The organism is Xenorhabdus sp. PB30.3 (assembly GCF_963895965.1).
Classification (GTDB): Bacteria; Pseudomonadota; Gammaproteobacteria; order Enterobacterales; family Enterobacteriaceae; genus Xenorhabdus; species Xenorhabdus stockiae.
Genome location: NZ_CAWQMW010000144.1, coordinates 16,434 through 39,045 on the forward strand (window position 1 = coordinate 16,434; position 22,612 = coordinate 39,045).

The window sequence follows — 22,612 nt, forward strand, 5'->3', positions numbered from 1 at the left end:
GTAAGCGCTAACACGCCCTAATCATTGGGCACATAACCCATTAATCATTATAAAATTTATTTATATTAAACCTCTTCCGTAAATTCTGATTCATTAATTATTTCCATGCTAATAATAGAAGTGCATTCAAGAATGTTATTGTGATGATAATTCAATAATTTAATTTTCAATGGTTTGGTTACCCATTGAGAAATATTGTTATCTGTCAACTTTATGACTAATTTAACCAATTCCATTTGCGAATGATCATTATGAATAGGATTGATCTCACCTGCTTTAAATAGCGTAACATTTGTATTTTTTAATGTTCCACTTAAGTTGCAATTAGATATTTCAAGTTCCAATGACGCAGTCTCTAACACTTTATTGATATAGGTATCACTGGCCCCCATTTTCTGTAATTCATTAGTGATTAATAGGTTTGAATTTGATATATCAATATTATCTTTAAGCATCTTTATTTCAGCATTGTTAATTACTGTATCTAATAAGAATAATTGGATTTTTTGTGCACCAAGCTGTTCTAATTGATAGGCAATTTCCATCGCTAACTGTCCGCCTAATGACCAACCTAAGATACGGATAGTTTTATCAATAGAGATTTCAGTTAGAATTAACTCCATATAAATATGAGCTAATCGTTGCAATGAATCTATTTTGTTATCTGTACTGAGATTGTAATTATCGATGCCAATGCAGTTATAGTTATCTGCTAACATATTTGCCAGAGAGATATAGGGTTCACTACCGCCATTAGCTGGATGAATCATAAATAATTTATCTATTGCTACTGATTCTGGTGTTAGAAAATTAAGTAAACTGTTTTTTTTATTATCCGTTGCCAGCCACTGGGATAATAAAGCAATACACTTGCAGCTAAATAAGATATTTAACGGAATATCAATGGCTATTTGATGGCTTATTGCGGAAGTGAGTTTAATCGCCAGCAAAGAATTTCCGCCAATATGGAAGAAATTATCTTCAATACCCACCCGTTCCAACTTTAAAACATCCTGCCAAATAGTACAGAACTGAGTTTCTAGGAGATTACGGGGTGCAACATAACTTTCTCTGTTACCGAAAACAGGTTCTGGTAATGCCTGACGATTTACCTTGCCGTTTAGAGTCAACGGAATAGCCTCCATAAAGGTAAAGCTGACAGGCAGCATATAATCCGGCAGGCGCTCAGATAAGTGCGCCAGCAGCATTTCATCAGATACCGCATCCTCAACAACCAGATAGGCGGCTAAGACTTTATGCCCGCTATGCTCAAGGTCAATCACTACGGCCTGTTTGACATGGGGATGTGCCGCTAACGCATTCTCAATTTCGCCCAGCTCAATACGGAATCCTCGAATTTTAACCTGAAAATCATTACGACCCAGATAGTCGATATTGCCGTCCGGCAGCCAGCGCCCCAGATCCCCCGTTTTATACATTTTGGCCCCCGGCTCTGAGGAGAACGGATCAGCGAGGAAACGTTCCGCTGTCAGTTCCGGCTGATTAAGATAACCCCGCGCCACGCCGTCACCGCCAATATAAATCTCGCCCACGGCCCCTCGTGGAACAGGTTGGCCGTATTTGTTCAAAATATAGATTTGAGTATTACTAATTGGCCGCCCGATAGGGAGTTTTTCTTCTTCATTCTCAGTCAAAGGGATATCGTAGGCGGTTGCGAACGTGGTCGTTTCTGTTGGCCCATAAACATGTAGCAGGTGTGTAGGAGCATGTGTGGCTCTGAGATGAATGGCTGCCCGACTATTACTCAGTTCACCGCCGAACAAAACATAACGTAACCCTGATAATACAGGAGCGATTAGATCTGCATATTGATTAAATAACGCGGTAGTTAGAAACAGAGCGCTGACGCCTTCTGATGACAGGCATTGGCTAAACCGGTCAGGATGTAACAGCGTTTTTTCCGGAATGAGTAGAATACAGCCACCATGAATTAATCCCGACCAAATTTCCCAGGTGGCGGCATCGAAGGCGGGATTGGCACAATGGGCAACGCAGTCATCCAGGCCGATATCCGCAAAACCATTGTTGATGATCAGACGCAGAACATTACGGTGCTCGACCATCACGCCTTTGGGTTGTCCGGTGGAGCCGGAGGTGTAAATCACGTAAGCCAGATGACGGGCAGTCAGCCCCAGTGCCTGTGTATCCGGATTGGTATCCGGTTGCGTGTCAAAATCCTGAGCCGGGTTATCCAGCCACACGGTGGGGACTGACGAGGCCAGTTTATCTGCCAGTGTGGTTTGCGTCAGTAAGACCACCGGTGTTGCATCATCCAGCATATAGCTTAATCGCTCGGCGGGGTAAGCCGGATCGAGTGGCAGATACGCCCCACCCGCCTTGAGAATGGCCAGTATTCCGACCACCATATCCAAACTGCGCTCAAGGCAAATGCCAACTCGATCATCCGGTCTGACGCCCAGTGCAATCAGATGATGGGCCAGCCGGTTGGCGCGGCGGTTGAGTTCGCTATAACTGATGCTTTGATTTTCAAAGGTGATTGCAATCGCATCCGGGCGCTGAGCCGCCTGCGCTTCAAACAACTGGGGCAGGGTTTTATCCTGTGGATAAGGCGCATCCGTCTGGTTCCAGCGGTGCAATAGGGTATGACGTTCCTGCGCCGATAAAATATCAATACTGGATAACGGTTGTTGCTGGTCGGCCACAAACGCGCGCAATACCCGTTGATAACTCTCTGCGATACGGGTGATGCTGGTGTCATTAAACAGGCTAAGAGCGTAGTTCAGGCAACCGGTAATTGCTGTTTTGCCATCGGATAAAAACAGGCTCAGGTCAAATTTGGCCGGGCTGTATAACGTTTCATCCAGTGCGACCGGGCTAAACGGCAGATTGCCGTCTGACGGATTTTCACCGAAAGCCTGCACACTGAACATCACCTGAAAGAGCGGATGACGGGCGGTATCCCGTTCAATGTTCAGGGCTTCAATCAGTTGCTCAAACGGCATATCCTGATGGGCTTTGGCGCCGGTAATCAGTTTGTGTACCTGTGCAATCAACGCAGTCACGCCATCAGTGTGTTGTAGCTGTGCCCTTAACGCCAGTGAGTTAACAAACATGCCTAACAGGGGCAGCGTTTGCGCATGGTGGCGGTTATCGGTCGGCGTGCCGATAACGATATCATCCTGTCCGGATAATTTTGCCAGCGTGACGTAAAACGCACTGAGCAGCACGGTATACAGGGTGGTTTCCTGTGTTTTTGCCAGTGTCCGTAGCTGTTCAGACAACTGGGTGTTCAGTTCAAAGTGGACGTCCCGTCCCTGATAATTGACCTGTGCCGGCCGGGGGTGATCGGTGGGCAGGGCCAGCGATTCATAGCCCGTCAGCGTCTGTTGCCAGTAAGCCAGTTGTTGCTCCCGGACGTCCCCCTGTAAATAATCCCGTTGCCATGCCGCGTAATCCCCGTAGGTAATTTCTAGCTCAGGGAGCTGACTGTCACGGCCTGCTTGCAGCGCGTGGTAAACCTCCGCCAGTTCCGCCATAAAGATATCGGTGGACCAGCCATCCATCGCGATATGGTGCCATAACAGTAAGAGATAATAGTTGTTTGCGACCTGATAATGCCGCAGGCGCAGGCTCGGTTCGGTGGCTAAATCAAAGGGGGTCGCGATTTCGGTGCTGACTTTAGCCAGTAACGTCGCCCTGTCGTCACAGGCCTGAGACGGGATCACGAAATGCGTCTCCAATATCTGCTGATACATCAGGTCTTGATCATCACTGCGATACACGGTTCTCAGCACCGCATGACGTTCCGCTAATCGGTTAATGGCGGTTTCCAGCAAAGGCAGGGAAGTATCCTGAGTTAATTGAGCCAGATACGGGATATGGTAGACATCAGAGCCCTGCTCAAACTGCTCAATAAACAGCATCCTCTCCTGCGCAAATGATAAGGGATAGCGCGCTTGTGCCAGCGGCGGGATAACCGTGCAAATTTGCGCTTCCATCTGAGTCGCTAACCCGGCGATAGTTTTCAGTTCAAACAGTTGTGTCAGTGAAATATCCGTAGACAGGGTACGGCGAATGGCAGCAATCAGCTTAATGGCGGTCAGGGAATTACCGCCGATACGGAAGAAATTATCGTCAATCCCGACCCGCTCCAGCGCTAACACATCCTGCCAGATAGCGCAAAGCTGGGTTTCCAGCGTATTACGGGGCGCGACATAACTGTCTCTGTTATCGAAAACCGGTTCGGGCAAGGCTCTGCGGTTGACTTTACCGTTTAGTGTGAGCGGAATAGCGTCGATAAAGGTAAAACTGGCGGGCAGCATATAGTCCGGCAGGCGCGCGGATAAATGCGTGAGTAGATCTTCATCAGCTAAGAGACCCTCAATGACCAGATAGGCCGCCAGCACTTTCTGTCCGTGATGATCACGATCAATCACGACGGCCTGTTTGACCTGCGAATGTGCCGCTAACGCATTCTCAATTTCGCCCAACTCAATACGGAAGCCGCGAATTTTAACCTGAGAGTCATTACGCCCCAGATAGTCGATATTGCCATCGGGCAGCCAGCGACCTAAATCACCGGTTTTGTACATGCGAGTGCCCTGCTCGGCAGAGAACGGATCGGTGAGGAAACGTTCGGTGGTTAGTTCCGATTGGTTCAGATAACCTCGCGCCACACCCTCGCCACTGATATAAATTTCACCCGGTGTCCCCATCGGTACGGGTTGTTGATGGGCATCAAGCAGGTAAATCCGGGTATTGGCGATAGGACGGCCAATCGGGATCGACTGCATGCTATCAACCGGCGCGGTGATCGCATAGGTCGTGGCAAATGTGGTGGATTCCGTCGGGCCATAGCCGTTAATTAAATGAGCAGGCGGATGGTCTGCCGACAACACCTGTTTTATCTTCTGCGGGTTGAGGGCATCGCCCCCGACCAGCAGGTAGCGGAGCTGCCCGAACACAGGCTGTAATGTATCAAGGTATTCATTAAACAAACCGGCGGTTAACCATAACGCGGTCACTTTTCCCCTGATCAGTGCCTCACGGAAACCGGCAGGCTCGAGTACTACCGCCTGAGGCACAATATGCAGACAACTGCCGTTTAACAGGGCTGACCAGATTTCCCACGTGGCGGCATCAAAGGCAGGATTGGCACAATGGGCAACGCAGTCATCCGGGCCGATATCCGCAAAACCATTGTTGATGATCAGACGCAGAACATTACGGTGCTCGACCATCACGCCTTTGGGTTGTCCGGTGGAGCCGGAGGTGTAAATCACGTAAGCCAGATGATTTGAAGTCAGTCCCAGCGCTTGTGTATCCGGATTAGTGTCCGGCTGAGCCTCAAGGTGCAGAGTAGGATTGTCGAGCAATACCGTGGGCACTGAGCAGGTTAGTTTATCTGCCAGTGCGGTTTGCGTCAGTAAGGCCACCGGTGTTGCATCATCCAGCATATAGCTCAATCGTTCGGCGGGGTAAGCCGGATCGAGTGGCAGATATGCCCCGCCCGCCTTGAGAATAGCCAGTATCCCGACCACCATATCCATACTGCGTTCAAGGCAAATGCCAACCCGATCATCAGGTTTGACGCCCAGTGCAATCAGATGATGCGCCAGCTGGTTGGCGCGCCGGTTGAGTTCGCCATAGCTGATGCTTTGATTTTCAAAGGTGATTGCAATCGCATCCGGACGTTGAACCGCCTGCGTTTCAAACAACTGGGGCAGGGTTTTATCCTGCGGATAAGGCGCATTCGTCTGGTTCCAGCGGTGCAATAAGGTATGACGTTCCTGCGCTGATAAAATATCAATACTGGATAACGGTTGTTGCTGATCGGCCACAAACGCGCTCAATACCCGTTGGTAACTCTCTGCGATACGGGTAATGCTGATGTTGTTAAACAGGCTCACGGCGTAGTTCAGGCAACCGGTAATTGCCGTTTTGCCATCGGACAAAGACAGGCTCAGATCAAATTTGGCCGGGCTGTATAACGTTTCATCCAGTGCGACCGGGCTAAACGGCAGATTGCCGTCTGACGGGTTTTCACCGAAAGCTTGCACACTGAACATCACCTGAAAGAGCGGATGACGGGCGGTATCCCGCTCAATGTTCAGGGCCTCAATCAGTTGCTCAAACGGCATATCCTGATGGGCTTTAGCACCGCTAACCAGTTTGTGTACCTGTGCAATCAGCGCGGTCACGCCGTCGGTATGTTGTAGCTGTGTCCTTAACGCCAGTGAATTAACAAACATGCCTAACAGGGGCAGCGTTTGTGCATGGTGGCGGTTATCGGTCGGGGTGCCGATAACGATATCGTCTTGTCCGGATAATTTTGCCAGCGTGACATAAAACGCACTGAGCAGCACGGTATACAGGGTGGTTTCCTGCGTTCTTGCCAGTGTCCGTAGCTGTTCAGACAGTTGGGCATCCAGCGCAAAGTGGACATCCCGTCCCTGATAATTGACCTGTGCCGGCCGGGGGTGATCGGTGGGCAGCGCCAGCGATTCATAGCCCGCTAGCGTGTGTTGCCAGTAAGTCAGTTGTTGCTCTCGGATATCCCCCTGCAAATAATCCCGTTGCCATGCCGCGTAATCGCCGTAGGTAATCTCTAACTCAGGGAGCTGACTGTCACGGCCTGTTTGCAGCGCGTGGTAAACCTCCGCCAGTTCCGCCATAAAGATATCGGTGGACCAGCCATCCATCGCGATATGGTGCCATAACAGTAATAAGTAGTGACGGTCTGCGACCTGATAATGCCGTAGGCGCAGGCTCGGTTCGGTGGTTAAATCAAAGGGGGTCGCGATTTCGGTGCGGACGTTAGCCAGCAGCCTCTCCCTGTCGTCACAGGCCTGAGACGGGATCACGAAATGCGTCTCCAGTGCCTGCTGATACATCTGATCGTGATCATCACTGCGATACACGGTTCTCAGCACCGCATGACGTTCCGCTAATCGGTTAATGGCGGTTTCCAGTACAGACAGCGAAGTATCCTGAGTTAACTGAACCAGATACGGAATATGGTAGACATCCGAACCCTGCTCAAACTGCTCAATAAACAGCATCCGCTCCTGCGCAAATGATAAGGGATAGCGCGCTTGTGCCAGCGGCGGGATAACCGTGCAAATTTGCGCTTCCATCTGAGTCGCTAACCCGGCGATAGTTTTCCGTTCAAACAGTTGTGTCAGTGAAATATCCGTAGACAGGGTACGGCGAATAGCGGCAATCAGCTTAATGGCGGTCAGGGAGTTGCCTCCGATACGGAAGAAATTATCGTCAATCCCGACCCATTCCAGTGCTAACACATCCTGCCAAATTGCGCAAAGCTGGGTTTCCAGTGTATTGCGGGGCGCGACATAGCTGTCTCTGTTACCGAAAACCGGCTCGGGCAAGGCTCTGCGGTTGACTTTACCGTTTAGTGTGAGCGGAATAGCGTCCATAAAAGTAAAACTGGCAGGCAGCATATAGTCCGGCAGGCGATCAGATAAGTGCGCCAGCAGCATGTCATCGGATACCGCATCCTCAACAACCAGATAGGCGGCTAAGACTTTATGCCCGCTATGCTCACGGTCAATCACGACGGCCTGTTTGACCTGAGGATGTGTCGCTAACGCATTCTCAATTTCGCCCAGTTCAATACGGAAACCCCGAATTTTAACTTGAAAATCATTGCGCCCCAGATAGTCAATATTGCCGTCCGGCAGCCAACGCCCTAAATCACCGGTTTTGTACATGCGAGCGCCCGGCTCGGCAGAAAACGGGCAATTTAGAAAACGTTCAGCCGTTAATTCAGGACGATTGAGATAGCCACGGGCAACGCCTTGACCCGCGATATAAATTTCGCCTGCGACACCGAAAGGCACCAGACGACCATACGGATCAAGAATATAGATTTGCGTATTGGCGATCGGGCGCCCGATCGGCGGTAATGTCGGCCAGTACTCTGTCTCGTTGTCCAGCGTGTATGACGTCGCAGCGTGGCTTTCTGTCGGACCGTAGTGGTTATGTAACCGGCAATGACCAGCACGTTGCATCAGATGCTGAATGGCGGGGGTGATACGCAATTGTTCACCGGCGGTAATAATATGCTTCAGGCAGGAAAGATCATCTTCTGCATTGAGGTTAACGGCCTCGGCAAAATGCTGAAGAGCAACATAAGGCAGAAAGACTCGCTCAATCTGTTTTTGCTGAACCAGTTTAAGAATCTGTTGCGGCTCCCGGCGTAGGGCTTCATTAATCAGCACCAGACAACCGCCTTCACACAGCGTGGTAAAGATTTCCTGAAAAGCGACATCAAATCCCAGTGCTGCAAATTGCAGGGTTTTACCTGTTGTCGTGGGATGTTCAGGCGCATAGTGATGCCAGTGCAGCAGGTTTGATAAGGCTGACTGTGGCATTTCCACCCCTTTGGGTAACCCGGTTGAGCCGGAGGTGTAGATCACATAGGCCAGATGGTGTGGTGCCAGTGCTTGTACATCCGGGTTATGATCCGGCTGTTCGGTGAGATAAACAGCCTGTTTATCGAGTAATACCGTCATATAGCTGACAGAGGGTAGCGCAGCATCAAAAACATGTGCGAGAGTCGATTGGGTGAGTAAAACCACGGGGGCCGAATCTTCCAGCATGTGAGCCAACCGCTCATCTGGATGGGCGGGATCGAGTGGCACATAAGCGCCGCCCGCTTTAAGAATGGCGAGTAAGCCCACTACCATTTCCGGGCTGCGTTCAACACAAATGGCAACACGTTCGTCAGGGCCTACCCCCTGCGTCATCAGGTAATGAGCCAAACGATTGGCGCGGCAGTTAAGCTCCCCATAGCTCAATACCTGTTCTTCAAATTCCACGGCAATGGCATCAGGGTGTTGGGCTGCCTGCGCTTCAAACAACTGTGGCAGGGTTTTATCCTGCGGATAAGGCGCATCGGTCTGGTTCCAGCTGTGTAGCAAAGTATGGCGCTCTGCCTCACTGAGACAGGTGATGGTGGTATGAAGTTGTTCTGGATGACAGGCCAGCGCATGCAGAATACGTTCAAGCTGGCTCAGTAATCGTTGAGCCTGTTCACCAGTCAACCAGTCTTCACCGTAATTAAATCTGATGATGAACTGGTTACCTTGCTCATAGGCGATCAACGACAACGGATAATCCACTTTTTCCACCACACGGCGGAATGTCAGTGTCTGTTCGATGCCGGTCTGGTTTTCGTCTGCTACCGGCACAGGATAGTTTTCAAACACCAGCAGGCTCTGGAATAACCGTTTTCCGTCAGATTGCAGGCCAGAGAGAGAGACGGCACTGTAGCTATTGAGGTCAGCGATAGTTTTTTGGATATGTTGTAAAATAGTGACCACGCTGCTGGTTGGTTTCCACTGCACAACCAACGGCAACGTATTGATATACAGACCGACACTGGACTCGATCCCTGTAACGGGAATATCCCGTCCAGAGACAGTAGTGCCGACTATCGTCTGTTCATCACTGGTATAAATGTGCAACAGTTTATGCCAGGCAAATTGCAGAGCGACATTCAGCGTTATCCCTTGTGCCCGACAGGTGTTTTTCAGCTGTTCATACGCGTTATCCTGCACAATGAGTTGCTGACATGCTGTTTTATTAACCGTTTTTATCCGGGTTAAGTCAACCCGGTGGCTTAACAGCGCCGATAAATCATTCGCGCCCTGCCATTGCGTTTTGCGTTCAGACCAATAAAGGTCCGTTTCGGTCAGGTGATCCCGGTAATATTGCTGGGTCGCCAGATAAGCATTATCTACAACGATTTCAGGCGTGCGACCCTGTACGAGTGCGTTGTAATAGTCATGGACGGTTTGCAATAAAATCGGATAGCTCCAGCCATCAATGATGCTGTGGTGTAGGGTGATAACCACGGTAACCAACTGTTGATGTTGTTTAATCAGGATAAAGCGCGCTAACCCAGGCTGACGTAAATCAAATGGTAGGGTGAGATCATGTTGTTGAAGCGTATCAATCGCCCTGTTTTTTTCTTCTTCTGGTAACTGGGTAATGTCTTCGTGTTGGAAATTTGCCGCATTAATGCTGGCACCCATTATGACGATTTGTAAGAGGTCTTCAGCCCAGTCAAAGGCGGTTCTTAGAATAGGGAAACGCAGAGAAGCCAGCGTCCAGGCTTGTTGATAGGCGTCAACATTAATGGCAGTGTGGTAATCCAACAGCAGTTGTACGCGATAGGCATCATCCTGCGGCTGAGCCAGATGATGGTAAATAAATCCTTGTTGTAAGCTGGTGGCGGGGTACAGTGCTTCAAGCTGATAGTGCTGCTGAAGCTGGCGCAGGTGTGTGACGGAAAGCCCCTTGATACCGTAGTCACTGGCTGTTTTGATCCCCCCCGCCTGCGCCTGTTTTTGTGCTACCATGATGACGTCATGGAGTGCCTGCCCGAATGCCCGGATAAACAGGGCTGTCTTAGGCTGAGGCAGACGGGAATCAACATAAAACCGTAGCCTTCCGGTTTGAACGGCACCATTAATGCCCAGCAACACATGACTGTCGTTTTCGCTGGCTATCATCGTTCCGCAATCATCGTCAGTGATTGACCAGTTTTGACGGCTGGTACTGCCTAACTGCCCCAGATAGTTGAAACTGATAGACGGTAAATCACCGTCCAGATAACCCGCCTGCTCTAATGCCCCGTAACCCATGCCTTTGTTCGGCACTGCGCGAAGCATCTCTTTGGTATGGATTAGGGTATCGACTATATCTGTCTGGTTTTCGAGACGAACCGGATAAAGTGTTGTAAACCAACCGACGGTTTCCGAGACATCGATGGTGTTATCAATCGATTCCCGTCCATGGCTTTCCAGAATGATGTGATTGGCGGATTGGTCGAATGTTTCCTGTAAGGCTACGGTCAGCGCACTCAGCAACAGATCATTAATTTCCGTGTGATAACCCTTATTCGCTTCATGCAGCAGAATATCGGTCATTTCCGCCGACAAACCTAGCTGATGGTGTGTGAGGCTGTCCAGCGCCGGTTTGCTGTGATGGTCTGCCAGCACCTGTTGCCAGTAAGGCACTTCATGTTGATGCTGTCGGGCATACTCCTGAACAGCGGCTACCCATTGGCGATAACTGCTGGTTTTTGCCGATAAGGTCATACCCTGCAAGAGCAAACGCATATCTTCGGCAATAATCCGCCAGGATACGGCATCAATAATCAGATGGTGGCAGGCAAAAAATAACCGGGCGCTATCATCGGCGTAGCCGGTCAGATGAGCGGCCTGCCAGAGTGGCCCGTTGTGGTAATCGAACCCACTTTGCCACTGAGTGAGTTGTTGACGCAGTGCCTCTGGATCACACTGACGGACATCCGCGTGTTTTAACCGAGGCAGCGAAGCTGAAACCTCCGCAGAATAACACTGGCGATATCCCTGCTCCGTGGCAATAAAATAGGCGCGTAATATATCGTGTCGCTCAGCTAATGCGATCAGAGCGTGTTCAAGCTGTGCCGCTTGGAGATGGCCGGGGATCTGAACCATAAAGGCCTGATTCCAGTGATGTGGCTGCGCTAACTGCCAGTCAAAGAAGGTTTGCTGAATCGGCAATAACGCAAACTCCCCGTTTAATAATCCCTGCTCGGCAATGATTTCAGATTTGCTGGTGGAAGTGGTCTGCATAAGCAATTGAGCCAATTGTGCCACTGTCGGGGACTCAAAAAAGGTTTTCACCTGAAGCGAAAAACCAGCCTGACGCAGTTTAGATACTAACTGGATGCTGACAATCGAATCTCCACCAATGCGGAAGAAATTATCGTGGATACTCACCTGTTCCAATCCTAAAACCGCCTGCCAAATCTCACAAAGCTGGGTTTCTAAGGCATTACGGGGAGCAGCATAATTCTCTATGTCACCGAAAACCGGTTCTGATAAGGCTCTGCGATCCACTTTGCCGTTCAGCGTCAGGGGAATAGCCTCGATAAAAGTGAAGCTGGCGGGCAACATATAGTCCGGCAGATGTGCTGATAAATGTGCAAGCAGAGCTTCATCGGCTAAAAAACCGTCAATCACCAGATAAGCGCTCAGTAAGGTATTGCCCTGATACTCGCAATCGATAACAACCGCCTGTTTAATCTGTGGATGTGCCACCAAGGTACTTTCAATTTCGCCTAGCTCAATACGGTAGCCGCGAATTTTGACCTGAAAATCATTGCGTCCCAGATATTCCAATTCACCATCGGGTAACCAGCGCGCTAAATCACCGGTTTTATACAGACTTGTGTAACCTAACTTTTTGTGCTTATCGGTGGCAAACGGGTTTTCAATAAAACGTTCAGCGGTTAATTCCGGTCGGTTTAAATAGCCCCGTGCCAGCCCTGCGCCGCCAATGTAAAGTTCGCCGGGGGCACCTATCGGTGCCAGTTGTCCGGCAGAATTCAGTATATAGGCAGACATGTCACTCAGAGGACGTCCAATGCAGGATACCGCGCTGGTATCGCCTTGCGTTAATTTTTTATAAGTCACATGGACAGTGGTTTCGGTGATCCCATACATATTGATGAGCACCGGTTTTAGATCGCCATAACGATCCCACCAGGGTGTTAACTGCACTGGATTTAATTTATCACCGCCAAAGATCACATAGCGAAGGTGAGGGAATTCTGCGCAGTTGTTGACGGCTTCGTCGATAAAGGCATAAAACGCCCCTGGAGTTTGATTCAGTACCGTCACCTGCTGCTCGGTACATAATTGGCTTAATTGATTGAAATCCTTAGTGCACTCAACCGTTGGGATAATTAAACGTCCGCCATAGAGCAAAGCGCCCCATAATTCCCACACACTAAAATCAAACGTATACGCATGGAAAAGTACCCAGACATCGTGTTGATCGAACTGGTAATCTTTTTGACTGGTGGTAAATAAACGATTGACGTTATGGTGGGTCTGCAAGACCCCTTTAGGTTTCCCGGTCGTGCCAGAGGTATAAATAACATAGGCTAAATCTATTGCTTGACCGGCTAACGCCAGATTGTCTGTTGAATAGTGTTCAGTCACACGACTGTCATCTGTGGCAATCAGGGTGGGCTGCGTCACGAGTGCCTGAGCATGAGCCTGCAATGTGGGAAAAAACTGTTGCTGAGTCACCACACAGGGTGATTGCGTATCGTCCAGCATAAACTGAACCCGCTCCGGCGGATAATCCGGTGATACTGGCACATAAGCCCCGCCGGCTTTGAGTACCGCCAGTATAGCGATAACCATTTCCGGGCTGCGATCCAAATAGAGTACGATCAATGTCTCCATAGGCATCGGTATATAATGCTGTTGTTGATAACGTTCACGGATCACACGCGCCAGTTGGTTTGCCCTTTCACTAAGTTGGCGATAGGTCAGGGTTTTGCCTTCAAACACCAGTGCAACATTATCCGGTGTCCTTGCCGTCTGCACTTCAAACAACTGTGACAGGGTCTTATCCTGCGGATATGGAGCATCGGTCTGATTCCAGCGGTACAATAAGGTATGACGTTCCTGTGCTGATAAAATATCAATGCTGGACAACGGTTGTTGTTGGTTTGCTACAAACGCCCTCAAAACTCGTTGGTAACTCTCCACGATGCGGGTAATGCTAGTGTCGTTAAATAGGCTCAGGGCGTAGTTTAGGCAACCGGTAATCGTTGTTTTGCCATCAGATAAAAACAGACTCAGGTCAAACTTAGCGGGGCTGTATAAGGGTTCATCCAGCGTCACCGGCTTGAATGGCAGTCGGTTAGCTGACGGATTTTCGCCGCCATTATGTTCACCGAAAGCCTGCACACTGAACATTACCTGAAATAGCGGATGACGGGCGGTATCCCGTTCAATGTTCAGCGCTTCAACCAACTGTTCAAACGGCATATCCTGATGGGCTTTGGCACCGCTAACCCGTTTGTGTACCTGTGCAATCAACGCGGTTACGCTGTCGGTATGTTGTAGCTGTGCCCTTAAGGCCAATGAGTTAACGAACATCCCTAGTAGTGGCAGTGTTTGCGCATGGTGGCGGTTATCTGTCGGGGTACCGATAACGATGTCATCCTGCCCGGATAATTTCGCCAGCGTGACATAAACAGCGCTGAGCAGCACGGTATACAGCGTGGTTTCCTGCGTTTTTGCCAGTGTCCGTAGCTGTTCAGATAGTCGGGTGTCCAGCTCAAAATTAATATCCCGTCCCTGATAATTGATCTGTGCCGGTCTGGGGTGATCGGTGGGGAGAGCCAGCGGTTCATAACCCGCCAGTGCCTGTCGCCAGTAAGCCAATTGTTGTTCGCGAACATCTCCCTGTAAATAATCCCGTTGCCAGACCGCGTAATCGCCGTAGGTAATCTCTAACTCAGGGAGCTGGCTGTCGCGGCCAGCTTGCTGCGTGTGGTAAACCGCCGCCAGTTCCGCCATAAAGATATCAATGGACCAGCCATCCATTGCAATATGGTGCCATAACAGTAATAAGTAATGGATGTCCTCAACCTGATAATGCCGCAGGCGCAGACTCGGCTCGGTGGTCAAATCAAAGGGGGTGGCTATCTCGGTGCGGACGTTAGCCAGCAAGCTATCCCTGTTGTCACAGGATTGAGACTGGAACACCAAGTCTGTTTCCAATACCTGCTGATAACTCTGGTCGTGATCATCACTACGATACACGGTTCTCAGCACCGCATGGCGTTCCGCTAATCGGTTAATGGTAGTTTCCAGTAAAGGCAGAGAAGCCTCCTGAGCCAACTGAACCAGATACGGAATATGGTAAACATCGGAACCCTGCTCATATTGCTCGATAAACAGCATCCGCTCCTGCGCAAACGATAAGGGATAACGCTTTTGTGTTCGATGTGGGATAACGATACAAATTTGAGCTTCTATCTGAGTCACTAAACCCGCAATGGTTTTCAGTTCAAACAATTGTGCCAATGAAATATCCGTAGACAAAGTACGATGAATGGCAGCAATCAGCTTAATCGCGGTCAGGGAGTTGCCGCCGACACGGAAGAAGTTATCTTCAATACCGACTTGCTCCAGCCCTAACACCGTCTGCCAAATAGTACAAAGTTGGGTTTCTAGGGCATTACGGGGCGCAACATAATTATCTCTGTTATCGAAAGCCGGTTCCGGTAAGGCTTTGCGATCCACTTTGCCGTTTTGCGTCAGAGGAATAGCGTCGATAAAGGTAAAGCTGGTGGGTAGCATATAGTCCGGCAGGCGCTCAGATAAGTGCGCCAACAGCATGCCTGTGGACATTGCATCCTCGGCAACCAAATAAGCTGCCAATCCTTTATAGTCACTATGCTCTCGGTCAACCACGATCGCCTGTCTGACCTGTGGATGGGAAGTAAGCACACCTTCAATTTCCCCCAGTTCAATGCGGAGACCACGGATTTTGACCTGAAAATCATTGCGTCCCAGATATTCGATGTTACCGTTTGATAAATAACGAGCCAGATCCCCAGTGCGATACATTTTTTTCTTGGGGTCCGGGCTAAACGGATCACGAATAAATTTTTCCGCTGTCAATTCCGGTTTGTTCAGATAACCTCGAGCGACACCTATACCTGAAATATACAGTTCTCCTGCCACGCCTATTGGTACCGGTTGAGTGTCATTATCGAGAATATAGAGCTGAATATTATCAATCGGCTTACCAATAGGGATCACGCTATTCTTGGTTAATTCGCCGGTTTTCCTCAAACTGCAATCCCATGCTGCCACATCAATGGCGGCTTCGGTCGGCCCATACAAGTTATGTAGTTCCACGTCAGCAAACTGTTCACGAAATTGCAATACCGTGTGGACAGGGAGTGCTTCCCCACTACAGAACACCCGTCTGACAAACTTTCCAACATTGGCGGATGCCTGTTGCAGAAACAACGATAGCATGGAAGGAACAAAATGAAGTGTGGTGATATTGTGCTGACAAATTAGCTGGTTCAAATAGAGAGGGTCTTTATGGCCCTCCGGTTTGGCTACCACCAAACAGGCGCCGTACATCAACGGCCAGAAAAACTCCCAGACGGAAACATCAAAACTAAATGGGGTTTTTTGTAATACTACATCATCGGCGGTTAGCGGATAGGCTTTCTGCATCCACACAAGACGATTAACCACACCACGGTGTTCATTCATCACCCCTTTTGGTTTTCCAGTCGAACCTGAAGTGTAAATCACATAGGCCAGATGGGATGATGTCAGAGCAATAGTGTCTGTTGATGGGGTGTTGTGGCTCAGGCACGACCATTTACCGATATCTGCGTTCAGGTCAACAACACAGGAGCTGGCATTGGTTGCATAGTCTGTCAGCAGAGTACGGACTTCATCTGAAATCTCGCGGTGACACAACAATGCACGGGGAGCAGCATCATACAGAATGTCATCAAGTCGTTCCTTTGGATAGTTAGGATCAAGCGGAACATAGGCTCCTCCTGCTTTTAATATAGCCAGTAGTGCCACGACCATTTCAGTACTACGCTCCATGCACACCCCGATCAGCGTATCAGGAGCAATCTGAAACGCCGTACGGAGATAATGCGCCAGTTGATTGGCATTTTGATTTACTTGCGTATAACTCAGTATCTGATCGGCAAATTTCAGGGCAATAGCATTAGGTGTTCTCTCGACCTGTTCCTCAAGCAACTGTGGCAGGGTTTTATCCTGCGGATAAGGGGCAGCGGTCTGGTTCCAGCCGTGCAGCAGCGTATGACGCTCTGCCTCACTGAGACAGGTGATGGTGGCATGAGGCTGTTCCGGATGACAGGCCACCGCATGCAGAATGCGTTCAAGCTGGTTCAGTAATCGTTGAGCCTGCTCATCAGTCAGCCAGTCTTCACCGTAATTAAATCTGATGATGAACTGGTTACCTTGCTCATAGGCGATCAACGACAACGGATAATCCACTTTTTCCACCACACGGCGAAATGTCAGTGTCTGTTCGATGCCGGTCTGGTTTCCGTCTGCTACCGGTGCCGGGTAGTTTTCAAACACCAGCAGGCTCTGAAATAACCGTTCTCCGTCAGATTGCAGGCCAGAGAGAGAGACGGCACTGTAGCTGTTGAGGTCAGCGATATCGTTTTGGATGTTTTGTAAAATGGTAGCTATGTTATCTGATTCTCCCCATTGCACAGCCAACGGCAATGTATTGATATACAGACCGACACTGGATTCGATCCCTGCAACGGGAATATCACGACCGGAGACAGTAGTGCCGACAATCGTCTGCTCATCGCCAGTGTAAATGTGCAACAGTTTATGCCAGGCAAATTGCAGGGCGACATTCAGCGTTATCCCTTGTGCCCGGCAGGTGTTTTTCAACTGCTCATATGCGTTACCCTGCACAGTGAGTTGCTGTTCTGCCGGTTTTTCCACTGTTTTTATCTGGGTTAAGTCAACCCGATGGCTTAGCAACGCCGATAAATCATTCGCACCCTGCCATTGTGCTTTGCGTTCAGACCAATAAAGGTCAGTATCGGCCTGATGATCCCGGTAATATTGCTGGGTCGCCAGATAAGCGTTATCCACGACGATTTCAGGCGTGTATCCTTGTGCGAGTGCGTTGTAGTAGTTATGAACAGTTTGCAATAAAATCGGGTAGCTCCAGCCATCAATAATGCTGTGATGCAGTGTGATAAGCACCGTAACCAGTTGCTGGTGTTGTTTAATCAGGGTAAAACGCGCTAATCCGGGCCGGCTTAAATCAAATGGCAAAGTGCGATCAGATTGCTGAAGAGTATCAATCGCCTCGTTCCACATTTCCTCGGGTAACTGACTGATATCTTTCGTATCAAAGTTTGCCGCTCCAATACTGGCATCGGTTGTGACGATTTGTAAGACGTCTTCAGTCCAGTTAAAGGCGGTTCTTAGAATAGGGAAACGCAGAGAAGCCAGCGTCCAGGCCTGTTGATAGGCCGCAACATCAATGGAGGTGTGATAATCCAATAGTAGTTGCACACGATAGGCATCATCCTGTGGCTGAGCCAGATGATGGTAAACAAATCCTTGTTGTAAGCTGGTGGCAGGGTACAGTGCTTCAATCTGATAGTGCTGCTGAAGCTGGCGCAGGTGTGTGACGGAAAGTCCCTTGATACCGTAGTCACTGGCGGTTTTGATCCCCCCCGCCTGCGCCTGTTTTTGTGCCACAGAGATAACGTCATGGAGTACCTGCCCGAATGCCCGGATAAACAGGGCTGTCTTAGGCTGAGGCAGGCGGGAATCAACATAAAACCGTAGTCTTCCGGTTTGAACGGCACCATTAATGCCCAGCAACAAATGACTGTCGTTTTCGCTGGCTATCATCGTTCCGCAATCATCGTCAGTGATTGACCAGTCCTGATGGCTGGCACTGGCTAATTGCCCCAGATAGTTGAAGCTCACCCCCGGCAAATTCCCCACCAGATAGCCCGCCTGCTGTAATGTGCCGTAACCCATGCCTTTGTTCGGCACAGTGCGCAGCATCTCTTTGGTATGAATGATAGTGTCGGCCATATCCGCCTGGTTTTCGAGACGAACTGGATAAAGCGTTGTAAACCAACCGACGGTTTCCGAGACATCGATGGTGTTATCAATCGATTCCCGCCCGTGGCCTTCCAGAACGATGTGATTGGCTGATTGGTCGAATGTTTCCTGTAAGGCTACGGTCAGCGCACTCAACAGCAAGTCATTAATTTCGGTGTGATAACCCTTATTCGCTTCATGCAGCAGAATATCGGTCATTTCCGCCGAAATGCCCAACTGATGGTGTGTGAGGTTGTCTAATGCAGGTTTGTTGTGATGGCCTGCCAGCACCTGTTGCCAGTAAGGCACTTCATGTTGATGCTGTCGGGCATATTCCTGAACAGCGGCTACCCATTGGCGATAACTGCTGGTTTTTGCCGGTAAGGTCATTCCCTGCAAGAGCAAACGCATATCTTCGGCAATAATCCGCCAGGACACCGCATCAATAATCAGATGATGGCAGGCAAAAAATAACCGGGCGCTATCATCGGCGTAGCCGGTCAGATGAGCGGCCTGCCAGAGTGGCCCGTTGTGGTAATCAAACCCACTTTGCCACTGAGTGAGTTGTTGACGCAGTGCCTCCGGCTCACACTGACGGACATCCGCGAGTTTTAACCGTGGTAGTGAAGCTGAAACCTGCGCAGAATAACACTGACGATATCCCTGCTCCGTGGCAATAAAATAGGCGCGTAATATATCGTGTCGCTCAGCTAATGCGATCAGAGCGTGTTCAAGCTGTGCCGCTTGGAGATGGCCGGGGATCTGTACCATAAAGGCCTGATTCCAGTGATGTGGATGCGCTAACTGCCAGTCAAAGAAGGTTTGCTGAATCGGCAATAACGCAAACTCCCCATTTAATAATCCCTGCTCGGCAATGATTTCAGATTTGCTGGTGGAAGTGGTCTGCATTAGCAATTGAGCCAATTGTGCCACTGTCGGGGACTCAAAAAAGGTTTTCACCTGAAGCGAAAAACCGGCCTGACGCAGTTTAGATACTAACTGGATGCTGACAATCGAATCTCCACCAATGCGGAAGAAGTTATCGTGGATACTCACCTGTTCCAATCCTAAAACCGCCTGCCAAATCTCACAAAGCTGGGTTTCTAAGGCATTACGGGGCGCAGCATAATTCTCTATGTCACCGAAAACCGGTTCTGATAAGGCTCTGCGATCCACTTTGCCGTTCAGCGTCAGGGGAATAGCCTCGATAAAAGTGAAGCTGGCGGGCAACATATAGTCCGGCAGGCGATCAGATAAGTGCGTCAGTAACATCTCATCGGATATAGCATCTTCGGCAACCAGATAGGCGACCAAAACTTTATGACTCTGATGTTCACGATCAATCACCACGGCCTGTTTGATCTGGGGATGCGCCGTCAGGGCACTTTCAATTTCCCCCAGTTCAATCCGGAAGCCACGGATTTTGACCTGAAAATCATTGCGCCCCAGATAGTCGATATTGCCGTCCGGTAAGTAGCGCCCCAGATCCCCCGTTTTATACATTCTTGCCCCCAGCACCGGGGAAAACGGATCGGTGAGGAAACGTTCGGCGGTCATTTCGGGCTGGTTCAGATAACCTCGCGCCACGCCATCGCCACCGATATAAATTTCCCCCAGAGCGCCCATTGGTACAGGCTGTTGATCGGCGTCAAGCAGGTAAATCCGGGTATTAGCGATAGGGCGGCCGATCGGGATAGACTGAGTGACATCAACCGGAGCCGTGATCTCATAGGTTATTGCAAACGTAGTCGATTCAGTGGGGCCATAGCCGTTAAGCAGGTGAACAGGCGGATGGTCTGCCGACAGCACCTGTTTTATCTTCTGCGGATTAAGGACATCCCCCCCGACCAACAGGTAGCGGAGCTGCCCAAACACCGGTTGCAACGTATCAAGATATTCATTAAACAACCCGACGGTTAAGCATAACGCGGTCACTTTCCCCTTGCGCAGCGCCTCACGGAAACTGGTGGGTTCGAGTAATACCGCCTGAGGCACGATATGCAGACAACTGCCATTCAGTAGGGCCGACCAGATTTCCCAGGTGGCAGCATCGAATGCAGGATTGGCACAATGGGCAACGCAGTCATCCGGGCCGATATCCGCAAAACCATTGTTGATAATCAGACGCAGGACATTGCGGTGTTCAACCATCACCCCTTTGGGTTGTCCGGTGGAGCCAGAAGTATAGATGACGTAGGCCAGATGACGAGAAGTCAGCCCCCGTGCCTGTGTCTTCGGATTGGTATCCGGCTGCGTACCAAAATCCAGCGTCGGGTTATCCAGCCACACTGTAGGGACTGAAGTCGTTAGTTTATCTGCCAGTGTGGTTTGCGTCAGTAAGACTACCGGTGCCGCATCTTCCAGCATATAGGTCAATCGTTCCACCGGATAAGCCGGATCGAGTGACAGATAAGCCCCGCCCGCCTTAAGAATGGCCAGTATCCCGACCACCATATCCGGGCTGCGCTCAAGGCAAATGGCAACCCGATCATCCGGCCTGACGCCTAGTGCAATCAGATGATGGGCCAGCTGGTTGGCTCGCCGATTGAGTTCACCATAACTGATGCTTTGGTCTTCAAAGATGATCGCAGTCACATCCGGGCGTTGAACTGCCTGCGCTTCAAACAACTGTGGTAGGGTTTTATCCTGCGGATAAGGAGCATTGGTCTGATTCCAGATATTTAATAAGGTATCGCGTTCCTGCTCTAATAAGATAGGTAATTCACTGACTAAAATAGCAGGCTTATCAATAATAACCGTTAGCAGGTTATTTAACCGTTCAAGGATATTATTGATATCTGAATCACTAAAATAAGCGTGTAAATATTGGACAGTGATTTTTAGTTCCTGATCATAGCCATGATCTTTCAGTCGAAATACGATGGGATTAATATTTAAAATATCTACATGAAAATGCTGAATTTGGTTAGTTGCAGTAGCTGATGCTGAAAAACGGTCATATAAAATAAGGATATTGGGTAAAGAAAAACCATACTGTTTCGCAAGACGGGTGAAATGTGAACTGGGGAACTTCCCGTGGCGATGACTACTTTTAAGTGCTGATTCGATCTTCTTAACTTGTTCAACAATAAGAGAATCTTGTGAAATAAGGCAATGTATCGGATACATATTTGCCTGCATCCCGACAATATATTTCTCAGATTTTGTTGTTCTTCCGTGTGTTGTTGTATTGAAAACCAGCTCTTGTTGCCCTGTTAATTTAGCCATGATAATAGAGATAAGGCTATAAAAAACGCCAGATATGCTTATGTTATTTTCATGACAAAAAGCGCGTAATTCATTTTTAACTGAGAGGGGAAATGTTAGTGTTTTATGATCAGTGCCTGTTTTCTGGTAATAAGGTTTTAATTGGTATATTTCATTTTTCTTTAAAAAATCCAGCCAATAATTTTTGTCAGATTCATAATTAAAATTACTCAAATACTCTCTTGTTTTTTTTACTGTCGTAAGATATTTCGGAATTTCAGATAACCACGTTGTAGATGTTCCATTCTTAAGGCATCTATACAACTTATAAACATATTCGTGAAATCGGTATAATCCGACACCATCAATAAAAATATGGTGGAATATTGTGAAAAAGTAATTTTTTTCATTGTTCAGGCGGATTAATGTGAATTGGTAGGGTATTTCATTTAAGTAATCTATAGGGGTATTGGTTTGTTGCTTCATCCACTGAAGCGCGCTATTTTCAGGATCAGGCAGCCTTGAAACATCGTATTCATTGATTAACACAGGCGTGCTTTGTTCCTGAATGTATTGAACCGCTTCATTGTCAATATTAATAAATATACGTAAACGTAAAGTATCGATATGCTGATATAGCAAATTCCATGTTTTTTGTAACAGGGTGATATCAACATTTTCCTCTATTAATGTATACCAATTTAGGGTATGTATCGCGCTATTTTCATAAAGAATTTGTTCGTAAAACACATTTTCCTGAGCAGGATGGAGGGGATAGAAATCTGGACTAACATGATCTGCCGCTTTTCTCATCATTAATTATATGAGTGTATTCCGATTACAAGTTAATCATAGTTGATAGTACAAAATGAATAAGGCTGGTGATTTTACTAGCCTTAACCTCCACGTTAGAACGCAGCATAATTTCTCATGATGCCCTTACAAATAAT

General features: G+C 48.8%; 1 protein-coding gene. It reads right to left on the reverse strand.

Annotated elements, in window-relative coordinates:
- Positions 1 to 65: 65 nt before the first annotated feature.
- Positions 66 to 22,478 (reverse strand): non-ribosomal peptide synthase/polyketide synthase, encoded by a 22,413-nt coding sequence (locus AACX38_RS13735; RefSeq protein ID WP_339385683.1) that lies wholly within the window; start codon positions 22,476 to 22,478, stop codon positions 66 to 68.
- Positions 22,479 to 22,612 lie beyond the last annotated feature (134 nt).

Excerpts from the sequence above, each read along its gene's own strand:
- AACX38_RS13735 (WP_339385683.1), bottom strand. The coding sequence starts at position 22,478 with ATGATGAGAAAAGCGGCAGATCATGTTAGTCCAGATTTCTATCCCCTC.